Raw genomic sequence first — 15,352 nt, 5'->3', positions numbered from 1 at the left:
GCGCGTGCTTTTTATTATTTTCCTGTTGCTGCTTTTTCATTTTCGCAAATAAATGCAATCTTGCTTGCAATCTCTCCATATATTTGACCTAAACGATGTGATTCGTCGTAAATGGAAGGTGCAAAATCTTCTTCATTCCAATCAGGCTGACTTAACGGAAGCTGTCCTAACAGCTCTGTCTGAAGTTCCTCAGCCAGTTTTGGACCCCCGCCTTTACCAAATACATACTCTTTTTCCCCTGTTAGCTGGCTTTCAAAGTAAGCCATATTTTCTACAACTCCAATGACCTCATGATCGGTTTTCAAAGCCATAGCACCCGCTCTAGCTGCAACAAATGCCGCTGTAGGATGTGGTGTTGTAATAATCACTTCTTTACAAGCAGGAAGCATGGAGTGAACGTCTAATGCGACATCACCTGTTCCTGGAGGTAAGTCTAGTAAAAGATAATCTAATTCTCCCCATTCAACTTCTGTAAAGAAGCTCGTCAACATTTTTCCGAGCATAGGTCCTCGCCAGATAACAGGTGAATTATCTTCTACAAAGAAGCCCATGGAAATAACTTTTACTCCGAAACGATCAACTGGAATAATCTTTTCACCTTCTACTACAGGACGTTGTGTGATTCCCATCATGTCTGGGACGCTGAATCCATAAATGTCAGCATCAATTAAACCAACTTTTTTTCCTAAACGAGCTAGAGAAACGGCTAAGTTAACAGAGACTGTTGATTTACCAACGCCTCCTTTACCGCTGGCAATAGCAATAAATTCTGGTGCATTCGGACTAGTTAGTAAGTTGCCAGTATTCGGCTGCTCAGCGCGGTACTGCTGAAGTTCCTCAGGCGTAAACTCAACAAATCGCAGTCCAACCGACTGTACACCTGCTTTTTTTAATTCTTCTACAATTGTGCCTTGCAGGCTCAACTGTTCACTCGTACCTGTTTTTGCAACAGCAATCTTCAGGCTTATATGCTGTTTTTCAGCTTTAATTGTTATTTCTTTAATCGCATCTGTTTCTGATAGTTTTTTATTTAAAAATGGATCTGTAATTTCCCCTACTACTTCTTTTACTTGCTTTTCCGTTAGCATACTCCCACCACCATGTTAAAATCTATTTATTTATACTATCAAGTATATCATACATATTAGATTTTTCTGAATAGAAGGGTGCTATGCTTTTTATTTAGGCTTTTCTCCAGTAAAATACCGGCTGACTCCTTCATAAATGGATTCAGCTAACTTTTTTTGATAGCGTTTCGATTGAAGCATTTTACGTTCTGTAGGATTTGACAAGAATCCTACTTCAACCAAAGCACCGGGTGGCTTAGAATGCTTAAGAAGGTAAAGAGTTTGAATAGCTTTTGCTTCACGGGTCGTATTGTCCAGATTATTTCTTAGCTCTTGTTGAATGAGTTTGGCCACTTGCTCGTTTTCTTTTAGGGATCCGTAATAGAAAGTTTGAGCCCCTCTCCACGCAGAGGATGGAATAGCATTCAAGTGAATACTTAAGTACAAATCAGCGTTGGATTTATTAATCATCGTTAAGCGATTTTTTAAGTCTTCTACTTTTCTGCGACTGTATCCTCTTGTATCTTTGGCCGCTAGGTCTTCGTCTTTTTCTCTCGTCATAATAACAAGTGCCCCTTGCTCTTGCAGATAGTCTCGAAGCATTAACGAAATTTTAAGAGTTATTTCTTTTTCAAGCACCTCATCCTCTCCTACCGCTCCTCCATCAACACCGCCATGTCCAGGATCTAGTACAATAACTTTCCCGCTAAGAGGAAGTGAAAGCGAACCGGATGATGTTCTATGATCTATTTGATATTGTACAATGACAAAAAGAACAAGAAGCGCTATAATTGTGCTCATTATTTTTACTTTAGACATTTTATCCCTTCCCTTCTTGCCTCACCTATTTATTTCTATATGGGACAAGAACGGGAATTATGAGTACTTTTTAATGCAAACGTAAACGGCGTCTTTTTTCTGCGGTTCGATAACCTTCTTTCCACCAGTCTTGCACATATCCTTGACACAAATAATACAGGCCATCTTGATAAAGATCTGTTACAGACATGCTGACGGCTCCGTACAATGTATCAATTAAAAGAGACTCTTCTTGCTTACTGTGCTTCTGAACATCTTCGTAGCCTTTACCACGTTTACTCACCCGGGCACCTAATAAAAATGATTCGATAGCAATGTCAAGACAGTACTCCTCCACATGTTCGTCTCCTAGCATATTCCACTGAAACATTGGATGAAAATAACGGCGCAGCCTCTCTTGAAGCAAATCAAACGATAGTTCCCTTAGGACTTTGCGTTCATATTTCATTTCTTTTTCATAACGTTTTTCTTTTAAATATGTAACCTCGTTCACGATAACGCCTCCCTTTTTTACATATTGTCTGCACAAGCCTTCGTCTCATACGCAAACAACAAATAAAAAAAGCCTTGGTCCAAAGACCAAGGCTTGAAACGTAATATAAAATTAACGTTTTGAGAATTGTGGTGCACGACGAGCGCCTTTAAGACCGTATTTTTTACGTTCTTTCGCACGAGCGTCACGAGTTAATAGACCAGCACGTTTTAATGTTCCACGGTATTCAGGGTCTGCTTCTAATAAAGCACGAGAGATTCCGTGACGAATAGCGCCAGCTTGACCTGCATAACCTCCACCATTAACGTTTACAAATACGTCATAGTTACCTACAGTTTCAGTTAAAGCAAGTGGTTGTTTTACTACTTCACGTAGTGCAGCAAATGGAATGTATTCTTCGATTTCACGACCGTTGATTGTTACGCGACCGTTACCTGGTACTAAACGTACACGAGCAACAGAGCTTTTACGACGACCAGTTCCGTAATATTGTACCTGTGCCAAGATAATAACCTCCTCTTATTAATTATCCGCGAAGTTCGTAAACTTCTGGTTTTTGTGCTTCATGTGGATGTGTTTCACCAGCATACACATGTAATTTTTTGAACATTTGACGGCCTAGGCTACCTTTTGGAAGCATGCCTTTGATTCCTAATTCAAGCATTTTCTCAGAGTAGTTAGTACGCATTTCTAATGCTGTACGTTGTTTCAAACCACCTGGGTGCATGCTGTGACGGTAATAAATTTTATCAGTTAATTTTTTACCTGTTAATTCGATTTTTGACGCATTGATAAGGATCACGTGATCACCAGTATCAACATGTGGTGTAAAAGTTGGTTTATGTTTACCGCGTAAGATTGATGCTACTTCACTTGCTAAACGACCTAAAGTTTTACCTTCAGCATCGACAACATACCATTTACGCTCTACTTCGTTTGCTTTCGCCATGAAAGTTGTACGCATGAGTTTCCCTCCTAATTTTCATCATCAATTATAAAATTATTTCAACCTTCTATTTCAACACGATTAATTTCCGGGGCTAACCGTGGGGTTAAAATACATACCATATGATATATTATATCTTTAAGCTACTAATGTCAAGAAAATGTTACACCAGGTTTAGTTGTCATAGAAAACGCGCCATAAATATAGTCCTTGCGAAGGCGCAGTTTTCCCTGCACGAGGACGTGATTTGCTTTCTAGAATATCTTTTATAGCATCTGGTTCAATACGGCCTTGTCCTACTTCTAAAAGCGTTCCAACAAGAATACGAACCATATTATACAGAAAGCCACTTCCAACGAATCTAAACACAAGCTGACTATTCTCTTCATACATATCAATCTTGTAAATCGTACGAATCTTATCTTCCACTTCTGTCCTCGCTGAACAAAAGCTTGTAAAGTCGTGTGTACCGAGTAAATATGTGATGGCTTTTTTCATTTTTGAGTAGTCTAATGGATAAGGGTAATGGTATGCATAAGAACGAGTGAAAGGATTTCGATCTTCGCCGCGCAAAATATGATAGCGATACTCTTTTGAAGTAACGTCATACCGGGCGTGAAAATGTGCATCAACTTCACATACATTCTTCATTACAATATCATCTGGTAGCATTGAATTCAATGCTTTTTTCCACTTATCACATGGAATATTTAGGTTTGTGTCAAAATGAATGACTTGCCCCTGTGCATGAACATTTGTGTCCGTTCGTCCAGAGGCGTAAATCGGAACTTTTTTGTTATGCATTTTCTCTAAAACGGCTTCAATCTCCAGTTGAACTGTTCGCTTATTGGGCTGAACTTGATAACCTGAAAAGTGTGTGCCGTCGTATGCAACTATACATTTTAAACGTTTCATCTTTTCACCAAACAATCTTTACGTTCTAATCAGCACTAAAACAACTGCTACTGCCAGCAGAAGTAAAAGCATAATTGTATCTATGCTTCCCCATTTTAATTGACGATACTTTGTACGCCCTTCTCCGCCTTTATATCCTCTTGCCTCCATGGCAATAGCTAGCTCTTCAGCACGCTTAAATGAACCTATAAATAAAGGAACAAGCAAAGGAACGACAGCTTTCAACCGATCCGTAACGGGACCGCTGCTAAAGTCCACTCCTCGTGCTGTCTGCGCTTTAATAATTTTATCTGTCTCTTCCATCAATGTAGGAATAAAGCGAAGAGAAATGGACATCATTAAAGCTAATTCATGAACAGGAAGCTTGAGCTTTTTAAATGGATTCAACAAGCTTTCCATTCCATCTGTTACTTCAATGGGCGTAGTCGTTAACGTTAGCATCGTCGTAATTAAAATTAAGAACAAGAAGCGTAAGGAAATTAAAACACCTTGAATAAGGCCGCCTTTATAGACAGAAAACCATCCCCATTCAAACAAAAGAGGACCTTCCTTCGTCATAAAAATGTGCAAAAGAAACGTGATGATAATAATAAATAGAACGGGCTTTAACCCTCTTAAAATAAAGGAAACGGGCACTTTACTCATGGCCACTATCACAAGGGTATACACACCTAAAAAAGCATAGCCGATAGGGTTATTTGCTAAAAACACAATTAATACATACGCAAATACGAGAAGCAGCTTGGCCCGAGGATCCATTCGATGGACAACAGAATGACCCGGGACATACTTACCAATAATGATTGAGTTCATCATATTCGTTCACCTTGCTGCATAAGGTGCTGCACTTTCTCTACCACTTCAGAAAAGGTAATAACCGTATCCGATGCTTCAATCTGAAATTTCTCTTGCAGCTTCAGCATAAAGCGAAGCGATTCTGGAACATCCAATCCATATTCTTTTAGCTGCGTATGCTGACCGAAAACTTCTCTAGGTGACCCTTTCATCGCAATCGTTCCTTTATTCATTACAATTAGCTCATCAGCGTACATAGCTGCATCTTCCATGCTGTGAGTCACGAGAATCGTCGTCAAGCCTTTTTCTTTATGAAGACGATAAATCATATTCATAATTTCTTGACGGCCTCTAGGGTCCAATCCAGCAGTTGGCTCATCTAAAATTAGCACATTAGGATTCATCGCTAGAATACCTGCTATCGCTACACGACGCATTTGTCCACCACTCAAATCAAAAGGAGATCTGGTGAGAATGTCTTCTGGCAACCCCACCAACTTGATAAGCTCTCGTGCTTTTTGCTTTGCTTCTTCTTCCGAAACGCCATAATTCATTGGTCCAAAAGCTATATCTTTTTCCACCGTTTCTTCAAAAAGCTGATGTTCTGGAAATTGAAACACCACACCTACTTGCTGACGAATAGCTTTTAAATTCTTTTCTTTTCGATTGGCTTTAATGGTGCGCTCACCGATTTGAATTTCACCAGCAGTTGGCTTCAATAAGGCATTCAGATGCTGTATGATTGTTGATTTCCCAGAACCAGTATGGCCAATAACAGCCAAAAATGTACCTGATTGAATGCTTAAATTTAAGTCATGTAGAGCAATTCGTTCAAATGGTGTATTAACTTGATAACGATGCTCTACTTCTTTGAATATAATGTCCATAGTTCGTCCACCAAGTCCTCATCTGTTAAATGAATTTTTGATAAAGGAATTCCTAAGGAAGCAAAACGATGGCTTAGTTTAACGGAAAACGGCAAGTCTAGTCCAATATCCGTTAACTTGGAACCTAATGCAAATACTTCGCGTGGAGTACCTGTTGCATAGATCTTCCCTTTGTTCATCACAACGACTCTGTCAGCCATTGCTACTTCATCTAAATCGTGGGTAATTGAAATAACCGTCAGTTGTTTTTCTTCTTTTAATTTTCTAACAGTTTCAAGTACTTCAGTTCGTCCAATAGGATCTAACATAGATGTTGCTTCATCTAGAATGATGACAGATGGCTGTACGGCAATTATACCCGCAATGGCCACACGCTGTTTTTGTCCACCTGATAGCTGATGAGGCTCTTGATCCAGAAAAGCACTCATATTGACCATTTCGATTGCTTCAGGTATACGTTTTTCCATAATCTCAAATGGAATCCCGTTGTTTTCAAGCCCAAACGCAATATCATCTTGAACGGTTGAGCCAACAAATTGATTATCTGGGTTTTGAAACACCATTCCAATCTGCTTGCGCACATCCCATATTGTTTCTTCAGATAAAAGAGTATCGCCCACTCGAACCGTTCCTTTTTCAGGTAGCAAAAGGCCGTTTAGAATTCGTGCCAGCGTCGATTTACCAGATCCATTATGTCCAGCTATCGCTAACCATTCACCTTTATAAGCAGAGAGAGAAAGGTGATCTAATGTTAGGTCTGCTTCAGGATCGTATCGAAAGCATAAATCTTTTACCTCTAAAGACATTTCTTTCAACGCTATCTTCCTCTCAGCTTTTTCTATTGCAGCATTGCCTACATTGGTTTTTTACGCTATTTACCCGGTTTAAGGTATAAAAAAAGGGCAACGACTAGTTACACACTGTCTCGCCCTTTTCTATCTGTATTAAAAATATTAAACTAATTCAATGATAACCATTGGAGCACCGTCACCACGGCGAGGTCCAACTTTTAAGATACGAGTGTAACCGCCTTGGCGATCTTCGTAGCGAGTAGCGATATCGCTGAATAGTTTTTGTAAAGCGCTTTGACCAGCTTCCTCGTTAGCTACTTCATTACGGATGTAAGATGCAGCTTGACGACGAGCGTGTAGATCTCCACGTTTACCTAAAGTAATCATTTTTTCAACAGTTGAACGTAATTCTTTTGCACGAGCTTCAGTTGTCTCAATGCGTTCACTGATGATTAAATCAGTTGTTAAATCACGAAGAAGCGCCTTGCGTTGTGCGCTTGTACGACCTAATTTACGGTAAGACATGTGAGGTCCCCTCCTTTGTTAAGTAGTTAAACAGGTAGATATAATCAGTCGTCCTTACGTAGACCCAAACCTAATTCTTCAAGTTTAGCTTTAACTTCTTCTAAAGATTTACGGCCTAAGTTACGAACTTTCATCATATCTTCTTCTGTTTTATTAGCAAGCTCTTGTACAGTATTGATGCCTGCTCGTTTTAAGCAGTTGTAAGAACGAACAGATAAATCCAGTTCCTCGATCGTCATCTCTAGAACTTTTTCTTTCTGGTCTTCTTCTTTTTCTACCATGATCTCTGCTTTTTGAGCTTCATCTGTTAAGTTAACGAAGATATTTAAGTGTTCCGTTAGAATCTTTGCACCTAAAGCAACAGCTTTTTCTGGCTCGATGCTACCGTCAGTCCAAACATCCAACGTTAACTTATCGTAATTTGTCATTTGACCAACACGAGTATTTTCTACATAATACGATACGCGAGTAACAGGCGTATAGATTGAGTCAATTGGAAGTACACCAATTGGTTGGTCTTCACGCTTGTTAGCATCGGCAGGATTATAACCTCGACCTGTGCGAGCAGTAAGTCTCATACGGAAATGAGCATCTGACTCAAGTGTTGCAATATGAAGATCCGGATTTAGAACTTCGATATCACTGTCTGCTTGAATGTCAGCAGCCGTTACTGTACCAGGACCTTTAACATCGATCTCAAGTGTTTTCTCTTCATCAGAGTAAATCTTTAACGCTAACTTTTTAACGTTTAAAATGATGTTTGTTACATCTTCAACAACTCCAGGAACTGTTGAAAATTCATGTAATACACCTTCAATTTGAATAGATGTTACAGCTGCACCAGGGAGTGAGGATAATAGGATACGACGTAAGGAGTTACCCAAAGTAGTACCATATCCACGCTCAAGTGGTTCGACGACGAATTTACCGTACTTTCTATCATCGCTGATTTCTACCGTTTCGATTTTTGGCTTTTCAATCTCTATCAATATAAACCCTCCTTCAAAACGTCGAAACCTCGGCTAGACGGCTGATTTCTCAAATGCCTAACCGAAATTCCCTATTAGACAGTTCCCGAATGTGCACAACAAATGGAAAACATTTCGTTGCATGAATAAATTCTACACCATCATCATTATAGACAACGAAATAGAATCTATACATATTAATTATACACGACGACGTTTTGGTGGGCGGCATCCGTTGTGAGGTACAGGAGTAACATCTCTAATAGCTGTTACTTCTAAACCTGCAGCTTGAAGAGCACGGATAGCTGCTTCACGACCAGCACCAGGGCCTTTAACTGTAACTTCAAGAGTTTTCATTCCGTTATCCATAGAAACTTTTGCAGCAGCTTCAGCAGCCATTTGCGCAGCAAATGGAGTGGATTTACGAGAACCTCTGAAGCCAAGTGCGCCTGCACTAGACCAAGCAATCGCATTACCGTGAACATCTGTAATTGTTACAATAGTGTTGTTAAACGTTGAGCGAATATGAGCTACACCAGCTTCAATATTCTTTTTCACGCGACGTTTACGTGTATTAGTTTTACGTGCCATCTGTTAATGACCTCCCTTACTAATTATTTCTTCTTGTTCGCTACAGTACGGCGTGGGCCTTTACGTGTACGAGCATTGTTTTTACTGTTTTGACCACGAACTGGTAAACTACGACGGTGGCGGATACCACGGTATGAACCAATCTCAATTAAACGTTTGATGTTTAAAGAAACTTCACGACGAAGATCGCCTTCTACTTTATAGCTATCTAAAATATCACGAATTTTACCTAATTCTTCTTCTGTTAAGTCACGAACGCGAGTATCTTCAGAAACTCCAGCTTCAGCTAGAACTTTTTCAGCAGTTGGACGACCAATACCGAAAATGTATGTTAATGAAATTACTACACGCTTGTCACGAGGAATATCAACACCAGCAATACGTGCCATATGAATAGTGCACCTCCTTATTGATTAACCTTGTTTTTGTTTATGCTTAGGGTTTTCACAAATTACCATTACTTTACCTTTTCTACGGATAACTTTACATTTTTCGCAGATTGGTTTAACTGATGGTCTGACTTTCATGTTTCATACCTCCTTGATAGTACGGAGTGCATAGGTTTTATTTGAAACGGTACGTAATTCTACCGCGAGTTAAATCGTATGGTGACAATTCTACAGTTACTTTATCACCAGGTAAGATTCGAATGAAATGCATGCGAATTTTTCCTGATACGTGAGCAAGTACTGTATGACCATTTTCTAATTCTACCTTGAACATAGCGTTAGGTAAAGTCTCAGCAACTGTACCTTCAACTTCAATTACATCGTCTTTTGCCATTAAAGTGCTCTCCTTTCTTTGAAACAGTAACAAGCTATCATTAAACGACTTAAAAAGAACCTGTTCTGAACATCCGGAGATCGTAATCATTAAATTCAAGATGATTGACGCTAATATACATCTTTACCATTTTAACAGCAATTCAGACGAAAAACGATCATCGTGAATTTAGATAATTACTGTTTACTGTCCAGTGCATCTAGCGAGGAATGGATAGAGATAACATCCTTTAACATTACAATGCTGTCAGAATTTCATATCCCGTCTCAGTAATTGCAATAGTATGTTCGAAGTGCGCACACATTTTACCATCCACTGTCACAACTGTCCAGTTATCAGGTAATGTTTTTACATATCGCATACCAGCATTCACCATTGGCTCAACTGCCAATACCATGCCTGGACGTAGACGCGGTCCTTTATTCGGTGGACCATAATGAGGTACTTGCGGATCTTCATGTAAGTCTTTGCCGACACCATGGCCAACATATTCTCTTACAATCGAAAAGTTACGTGATTCTGCGTACTGTTGAATAGCATGTGAAATATTCGACAAACGCTCACCCGGCTTCGCTTCTGCTAATCCTTTGTAGAGAGATTGCTCAGTCACATCAAGCAGCTCTTGATTTTCTAATGAAATCTTTCCTACTCCATATGTCCAAGCTGAGTCACCGTGATAGCCACCGAATTTAGCTCCGATGTCTAAACTGATGATATCCCCTTCATTAAGCTTGCGTTCTCCCGGAATACCATGAACTAATTCTTCATTCACAGAAGCACATACACTGCCGCGAAAACCATTATACCCTTTAAAAGACGGAATTGCATCATGTTGACGAATAAAATTTTCAGCAATTGCATCCAATTCTATAGTCGTAATACCTGGAACGATATGTTTTTTCAACTCTTGATGAGTTAAAGCCACGATTCGTCCAGCTTCACGCATGACCTCAATTTCCTCTGGTGTCTTGCAAATGATCATTGCTTAACCCCAGCAAGTAATTGACGAACATCCTCAAACACAATGTTAATATCTTGATTACCATTAATATTGCGTAGATAACCTTTTTCTTGATAGAAATCAAGTAGAGGTTGAGATTGTTTAACATTAACTGAAAGTCTAGTTGAAACCGTCTCAGCATTGTCATCTGCACGTTGATAAAGCTCTCCGCCACATTTGTCACAAACTCCTTCTTTCGCAGGAGGATTGAATACTAAGTGGTAAGTAGCTCCGCAATCTTTACAAATGCGGCGTCCAGTAAGACGCTCCATTAAAATGCTTTGATCTACATCAATATTAATCACATAATCAATTTGCTTGTTTAGTTCTTTTGTAATTGTTTCAAGAGCTTCTGCTTGGGCTACTGTTCTCGGGAAGCCATCAAGTAAAAAGCCGTTTTCACAATCTTGTTTGTTTAAACGCTCGCGCACAATTCCAATTGTTACTTCATCAGGAACAAGGTTACCTTGGTCCATAAATGATTTAGCTTTTAAACCTAGTTGCGTTCCTTCTTTAATTGCAGCTCGGAACATATCTCCTGTTGAGATATGAGGGATATCGTAATGCTCAACGATTTTTTCTGCTTGAGTACCTTTCCCAGCACCAGGAAGGCCCATTAACACTAAATTCATTTCTTGCTTCCCCCTCAGTATCTTATCCGTTTAATGGGAAAGCAGCCTGCCTCCCACTAAACAGCTTTACTTAATAAATCCCTTATAATGGCGTTTCACTAATTGACTCTCAAGTTGTTTCATTGTCTCAAGAGCTACACCGACAACAATTAACAAACTAGTACCGCCGATCTGAGCAGATGAGGGTAGGTTTGCAATTTTGATGAACAGAACCGGCAACACAGCAATTAACGCAAGGAATATCGAACCGATTAATGTCAGACGATATAACACTTTCGTTAAATAAGCTTGTGTGCTTTTACCAGGACGAATGCCTGGGATGTAGCCACCTTGCTTTTTCAAGTTCTCTGCTACTTGTTCAGGGTTAACTTGAACAAATGTATAGAAGTAACAAAAAGCAATGATTAACGCTACATACACTATCATACCAATTGGCTTAGTATAGTCAAATGTATTCTGAATCCACGTCGTTACATCATTTGGACCGAAAAATGATGCAATTGTTGGTGGTGTGATAATAAATGAAACTGCAAAGATAACAGGAATAACCCCAGCAGCATTTACTTTTAACGGTAAATGAGTGGATTGACCTCCAACAGGATTACGACCAGCTGAACCCTTTGCATATTGAATAGGAATTTTTCGTAGCGCTTGTTGGAAGTAAATAACCCCAACAATAATAGCTAAAACTGCAATCGCAATTAAAACTACCGTTACGATACGAATGAATAATTGATCCCCAACGTCTTCAAATTGCTGTGCATAAATTTGATTTAATGTTGTCGGAATACCAGCTGCAATCCCAGCAAAGATAATGATAGAAATACCATTACCTACGCCTTTTGCAGTAATCTGTTCTCCTAACCACATTAAGAAGGCAGTACCTGCCGTTAACACTGTAGCAATTAGAAGATACGTAGAAATTCCTGGATTAGCGATCAATTGTCCGCCCGAAATATTGTTGAATCCTATAGACATACCTAAAGCCTGGATAAATCCAAGCACAATTGTTCCATAACGAGTTACTTGAGCTAATTTACGGCGCCCAACATCTCCCTGCTTTGACCATTCTGTAAACTTAGGTACAACATCCATCTGCAATAATTGGACGATGATGGATGCTGTAATATAAGGCATAATGCCCATAGCAAGAATGGAAAAGTTTTTTAACGCGCCGCCGCCAAATGTATTCAGAACTCCGAATACATTTAACCCATCTTGCAATTTTAGTACATCCGTATTAACACTTGGTACAGGAATAAATGTACCAATTCGGAAGACAATTAACATTAACAAAGTGAAAAAGATTTTTTGTCTTATTTCACGCACGCGCATTAAATTGGAGATTGTTTGAAACATTAGATCACCTCAACTGTACCGCCAGCAGCTTCGATAGCTTCTTTAGCAGTTGAAGAGAATTTAGCAGCTTTAACAGTTAGCTTAGAGTTTAATGTACCGTTTCCTAGTACTTTAACGCCAGCTTTTGCTTTGCTTACTAAACCAGTTTCGATTAATAATTCTGGTGTTACTTCAGTTCCATCTTCAAAACGGTTAAGAGCTTCTAAATTAACGATCGCGTATTCTTTGCGATTGATATTAGTGAACCCACGTTTTGGAAGACGACGGAATAAAGGAGTTTGACCACCTTCGAAGCCAGGTCTTACGCCACCGCCAGAGCGAGCGTTTTGCCCTTTGTGACCTTTACCTGAAGTCTTTCCGTTACCTGAACCAGTACCACGACCTACACGGTTACGTACTTTACGTGAACCTTCAGCTGGTTTCAATTCATGAAGTTTCATTCCGGAGCACCTCCTTAGAGTGACAATTTATACTTATTGCTCTTTTACTGTAACAAGGTGAGCTACTTTGTTAATCATTCCGCGAATTGCAGGATTATCGTCTTGAACGACAGTTTGATTTAACTTACGTAGGCCAAGTGTACGAACAGTTACACGTTGATCTTCTGGACGACCAATTACGCTACGAGTAAGGGTAATTGCTAGTTTGTTTGCCATTCCATATCCCTCCCTTATCCTAACAGTTCTTCTACAGTCTTGCCACGTAGTTTTGCAACATCTTCAGCACGTTTTAGGTTAGCTAAACCGTTAAGAGTTGCACGTACCATGTTGATTGGAGTGTTTGAACCTAAAGATTTAGATAGAATATCACTTACTCCACCCAATTCTAGTACCGCACGAACTGGGCCACCAGCGATAACTCCTGTACCTTCAGAAGCAGGTTTTAAGAAAATTTGACCTGCACCAAATTGTCCAAGGATTTCGTGTGGAATAGTTGTACCAACCATAGGTACAGTAATTAAGTTTTTCTTCGCATCTTCAATTGCTTTACGGATTGCATCTGGTACCTCTTGTGCTTTACCAGTACCGAATCCAACGTGACCGTTTTTGTCACCAACTACAACTAATGCAGCGAAGCGGAAACGACGTCCACCTTTCACAACTTTAGCTACGCGGTTAACGGTAACAACACGTTCTTCAAGCTCTAATTTATTTGGATCAATACGACGCATGATTTTCCCTCCTTTTACAATTAGAATTGTAATCCAGCTTCACGAGCAGCGTCAGCTAATGCTTTAACACGGCCATGATATAAATAACCGCCACGGTCGAATACTACTTCGTTTACACCTTTTTCTACTGCGCGTTTAGCGACTAATTCGCCAACTTTGATAGCAGCTTCAGTGTTACCAGTGCTTTCTAAAGTCAGGTCTTTATCTAACGTTGAAGCACTTGCGATTGTTACTGAATTTAAATCGTCGATAACTTGTGCGTAAATATGTTGATTAGAACGGAACACGTTTAAACGCGGACGAGTTGCAGTTCCAGATAACTTCGCACGAACACGAGCATGTCTTTTTTTACGAACTTTGTTTTTATCAAGCTTCGTGATCATTTCGGGCACTCCTTTCTTTTACCTAACCGGCATTACTTCTTAGCAGTTTTACCTTCTTTACGACGTACATATTCGCCTTCGTAACGAATACCTTTACCTTTGTAAGGCTCTGGTGGACGAACGTCACGAATATTTGCAGCTAATGCACCTACGCGTTCTTTATCAATACCTTTAATAACGATCTTAGTTTGAGAAGGAACTTCGATTTCGATTCCTGTTTCAGGAGTAATCTCAACTGGGTGAGAGTATCCAACGCTCAATACTAATTTGCTACCAGATTTTTGTGCACGGTAACCTACACCGACTAATTCTAAACCACGTTCGAATCCTTTAGTAACACCTTCAACCATGTTACCTAAAAGGCTACGAGTAGTTCCATGAAGAGCGCGGTGCTCTTTATTGTCACTAGGACGATTAACAACTAATACGTTGTCTTCAACTTTAATTTCGATTTCAGGGTGGAATGTACGAGTTAATTCACCCTTTGGTCCTTTTACAGTTACAGTGTTGCTCTCGTTCGTAACTGTAACACCTGCTGGAAGTTCTAAAGGCTTTTTACCAACACGTGACATAGTTACACCTCCATTCACATTTAAAACTTATTACCAAACGTACGCTAATACTTCTCCACCAGTTTGCTTTTGACGAGCTTCTTTGTCAGTTAAAACACCTTGAGAAGTAGAAACGATTGCGATACCTAAACCGTTAAGTACACGTGGTACTTCGTTAGTTTTTGCATAAACACGTAGACCAGGTTTACTGATACGTTTTAAGCCTGTAATTACACGTTCGTTATTTGAACCGTATTTTAAGAAGATACGGATAATACCTTGTTTGTTGTCTTCGATGTATTCTACATCACGTACGAAACCCTCACGCTTAAGGATTTCTGCAATTTGCTTCTTAATGTTAGAAGCAGGAACTTCAATTTTCTCATGACGAACCATGTTCGCATTGCGGATACGAGTTAGTAAATCTGCAATAGGATCAGTCATTACCATATTAATTTACCTCCTTCCCAAACTTGGGTTTTACCAACTAGCTTTTTTAACACCAGGAATTTGACCTTTATAAGCAAGCTCACGGAAACAAATACGGCAAAGCTTGAATTTACGTAGTACTGAGTGTGGACGTCCACAACGTTCGCAACGTGTATACTCTTGTACTTGGAATTTTTGCTGGCGTTTTTGCTTCGCAATCATTGATTTTTTAGCCACATTTTCGCCT

General features: G+C 39.6%; 25 protein-coding genes. All 25 read right to left on the bottom strand.

The window, feature by feature from the left end:
• Positions 1 to 14 precede the first annotated feature (14 nt).
• A complete protein-coding gene (locus tag NST66_RS26595; RefSeq protein WP_014462004.1) occupies positions 15 to 1,088 on the bottom strand; it encodes an Mrp/NBP35 family ATP-binding protein in 1,074 nt (357 codons plus the stop codon).
• Between the two features lie 90 nt (positions 1,089 to 1,178).
• Positions 1,179 to 1,886: an N-acetylmuramoyl-L-alanine amidase CwlD gene (gene cwlD / locus NST66_RS26590; RefSeq protein ID WP_014462005.1), complete on the bottom strand. Its 708-nt coding sequence runs from the start codon at positions 1,884 to 1,886 to the stop codon at positions 1,179 to 1,181.
• Positions 1,887 to 1,956: 70 nt separating this feature from the next.
• Complete coding sequence (locus tag NST66_RS26585; RefSeq protein ID WP_028412723.1) at positions 1,957 to 2,379, bottom strand: DUF2521 family protein; 423 nt, start codon at positions 2,377 to 2,379, stop codon at positions 1,957 to 1,959.
• A 111-nt stretch (positions 2,380 to 2,490) separates the two neighbouring features.
• Positions 2,491 to 2,883: a 30S ribosomal protein S9 gene (gene rpsI / locus NST66_RS26580; RefSeq protein ID WP_013054959.1), complete on the bottom strand. Its 393-nt coding sequence runs from the start codon at positions 2,881 to 2,883 to the stop codon at positions 2,491 to 2,493.
• Between the two features lie 22 nt (positions 2,884 to 2,905).
• Positions 2,906 to 3,343 carry a 50S ribosomal protein L13 gene (gene rplM, locus NST66_RS26575; protein ID WP_013054958.1) on the bottom strand — a complete coding sequence of 146 codons (438 nt, stop codon included), beginning with the start codon at positions 3,341 to 3,343 and terminating at the stop codon, positions 2,906 to 2,908.
• Positions 3,344 to 3,499: 156 nt separating this feature from the next.
• Positions 3,500 to 4,240, bottom strand: coding sequence for a tRNA pseudouridine(38-40) synthase TruA (gene truA, locus NST66_RS26570; protein ID WP_013054957.1), 741 nt, complete (start codon positions 4,238 to 4,240; stop codon positions 3,500 to 3,502).
• An 18-nt stretch (positions 4,241 to 4,258) separates the two neighbouring features.
• Positions 4,259 to 5,056: an energy-coupling factor transporter transmembrane component T family protein gene (locus NST66_RS26565; RefSeq protein WP_028412724.1), complete on the bottom strand. Its 798-nt coding sequence runs from the start codon at positions 5,054 to 5,056 to the stop codon at positions 4,259 to 4,261.
• Entirely contained in the window at positions 5,053 to 5,922 is an 870-nt protein-coding gene (locus NST66_RS26560; protein ID WP_033580787.1) for an energy-coupling factor ABC transporter ATP-binding protein, read from the bottom strand. Before NST66_RS26560 ends, NST66_RS26565 begins: the two co-directional genes overlap by 4 nt.
• A complete protein-coding gene (locus NST66_RS26555) occupies positions 5,898 to 6,737 on the bottom strand; it encodes an energy-coupling factor ABC transporter ATP-binding protein (RefSeq protein WP_340843748.1) in 840 nt (279 codons plus the stop codon). The genes NST66_RS26560 and NST66_RS26555 overlap by 25 nt, the downstream gene beginning before the upstream one ends.
• Before the next feature lie 138 nt (positions 6,738 to 6,875).
• Positions 6,876 to 7,238: a 50S ribosomal protein L17 gene (gene rplQ / locus NST66_RS26550; RefSeq protein WP_013054953.1), complete on the bottom strand. Its 363-nt coding sequence runs from the start codon at positions 7,236 to 7,238 to the stop codon at positions 6,876 to 6,878.
• Between the two features lie 44 nt (positions 7,239 to 7,282).
• A complete protein-coding gene (locus NST66_RS26545) occupies positions 7,283 to 8,227 on the bottom strand; it encodes a DNA-directed RNA polymerase subunit alpha (RefSeq protein ID WP_013054952.1) in 945 nt (314 codons plus the stop codon).
• A 180-nt stretch (positions 8,228 to 8,407) separates the two neighbouring features.
• Positions 8,408 to 8,797 (bottom strand): 30S ribosomal protein S11, encoded by a 390-nt coding sequence (gene rpsK / locus NST66_RS26540; protein WP_028412666.1) that lies wholly within the window; start codon positions 8,795 to 8,797, stop codon positions 8,408 to 8,410.
• Positions 8,798 to 8,820: 23 nt separating this feature from the next.
• Positions 8,821 to 9,186, bottom strand: a complete 366-nt coding sequence (gene rpsM, locus NST66_RS26535) for a 30S ribosomal protein S13 (protein ID WP_013054950.1) — start codon at positions 9,184 to 9,186, stop codon at positions 8,821 to 8,823.
• A gap of 24 nt (positions 9,187 to 9,210) precedes the next feature.
• Positions 9,211 to 9,324, bottom strand: a complete 114-nt coding sequence (gene rpmJ, locus NST66_RS26530) for a 50S ribosomal protein L36 (protein ID WP_003156543.1) — start codon at positions 9,322 to 9,324, stop codon at positions 9,211 to 9,213.
• A gap of 37 nt (positions 9,325 to 9,361) precedes the next feature.
• The gene (infA, locus tag NST66_RS26525; RefSeq protein ID WP_010285101.1) at positions 9,362 to 9,580 is read right to left on the bottom strand and encodes a translation initiation factor IF-1; all 219 of its coding nucleotides are present in this window, start codon (positions 9,578 to 9,580) and stop codon (positions 9,362 to 9,364) included.
• Between the two features lie 235 nt (positions 9,581 to 9,815).
• A complete protein-coding gene (map, locus tag NST66_RS26520) occupies positions 9,816 to 10,562 on the bottom strand; it encodes a type I methionyl aminopeptidase (protein ID WP_028412665.1) in 747 nt (248 codons plus the stop codon).
• Positions 10,559 to 11,212: an adenylate kinase gene (locus NST66_RS26515; RefSeq protein WP_013054948.1), complete on the bottom strand. Its 654-nt coding sequence runs from the start codon at positions 11,210 to 11,212 to the stop codon at positions 10,559 to 10,561. Before NST66_RS26515 ends, map begins: the two co-directional genes overlap by 4 nt.
• Before the next feature lie 66 nt (positions 11,213 to 11,278).
• Positions 11,279 to 12,571 carry a preprotein translocase subunit SecY gene (gene secY, locus NST66_RS26510; RefSeq protein ID WP_013054947.1) on the bottom strand — a complete coding sequence of 431 codons (1,293 nt, stop codon included), beginning with the start codon at positions 12,569 to 12,571 and terminating at the stop codon, positions 11,279 to 11,281.
• Entirely contained in the window at positions 12,571 to 13,011 is a 441-nt protein-coding gene (rplO, locus tag NST66_RS26505) for a 50S ribosomal protein L15 (protein WP_013054946.1), read from the bottom strand. Before rplO ends, secY begins: the two co-directional genes overlap by 1 nt.
• Positions 13,012 to 13,044: 33 nt before the next feature.
• Positions 13,045 to 13,227 carry a 50S ribosomal protein L30 gene (gene rpmD / locus NST66_RS26500; protein ID WP_013054945.1) on the bottom strand — a complete coding sequence of 61 codons (183 nt, stop codon included), beginning with the start codon at positions 13,225 to 13,227 and terminating at the stop codon, positions 13,045 to 13,047.
• A 14-nt stretch (positions 13,228 to 13,241) separates the two neighbouring features.
• Positions 13,242 to 13,742, bottom strand: a complete 501-nt coding sequence (gene rpsE / locus NST66_RS26495) for a 30S ribosomal protein S5 (protein ID WP_013054944.1) — start codon at positions 13,740 to 13,742, stop codon at positions 13,242 to 13,244.
• A gap of 20 nt (positions 13,743 to 13,762) precedes the next feature.
• A complete protein-coding gene (rplR, locus tag NST66_RS26490) occupies positions 13,763 to 14,125 on the bottom strand; it encodes a 50S ribosomal protein L18 (RefSeq protein ID WP_013054943.1) in 363 nt (120 codons plus the stop codon).
• Positions 14,126 to 14,157: 32 nt separating this feature from the next.
• Positions 14,158 to 14,697, bottom strand: coding sequence for a 50S ribosomal protein L6 (rplF, locus tag NST66_RS26485; RefSeq protein ID WP_013054942.1), 540 nt, complete (start codon positions 14,695 to 14,697; stop codon positions 14,158 to 14,160).
• Positions 14,698 to 14,727: 30 nt separating this feature from the next.
• The gene (rpsH, locus tag NST66_RS26480) at positions 14,728 to 15,126 is read right to left on the bottom strand and encodes a 30S ribosomal protein S8 (RefSeq protein WP_013054941.1); all 399 of its coding nucleotides are present in this window, start codon (positions 15,124 to 15,126) and stop codon (positions 14,728 to 14,730) included.
• Positions 15,127 to 15,156: 30 nt separating this feature from the next.
• Positions 15,157 to 15,342: a type Z 30S ribosomal protein S14 gene (locus NST66_RS26475; RefSeq protein WP_013054940.1), complete on the bottom strand. Its 186-nt coding sequence runs from the start codon at positions 15,340 to 15,342 to the stop codon at positions 15,157 to 15,159.
• Positions 15,343 to 15,352 lie beyond the last annotated feature (10 nt).

This window comes from Priestia sp. FSL W8-0524 (assembly GCF_038005965.1).
Taxonomy (GTDB): Bacteria; Bacillota; Bacilli; order Bacillales; family Bacillaceae_H; genus Priestia; species Priestia zanthoxyli.
This window is presented reverse-complemented; position numbering and strand designations above follow the sequence as displayed.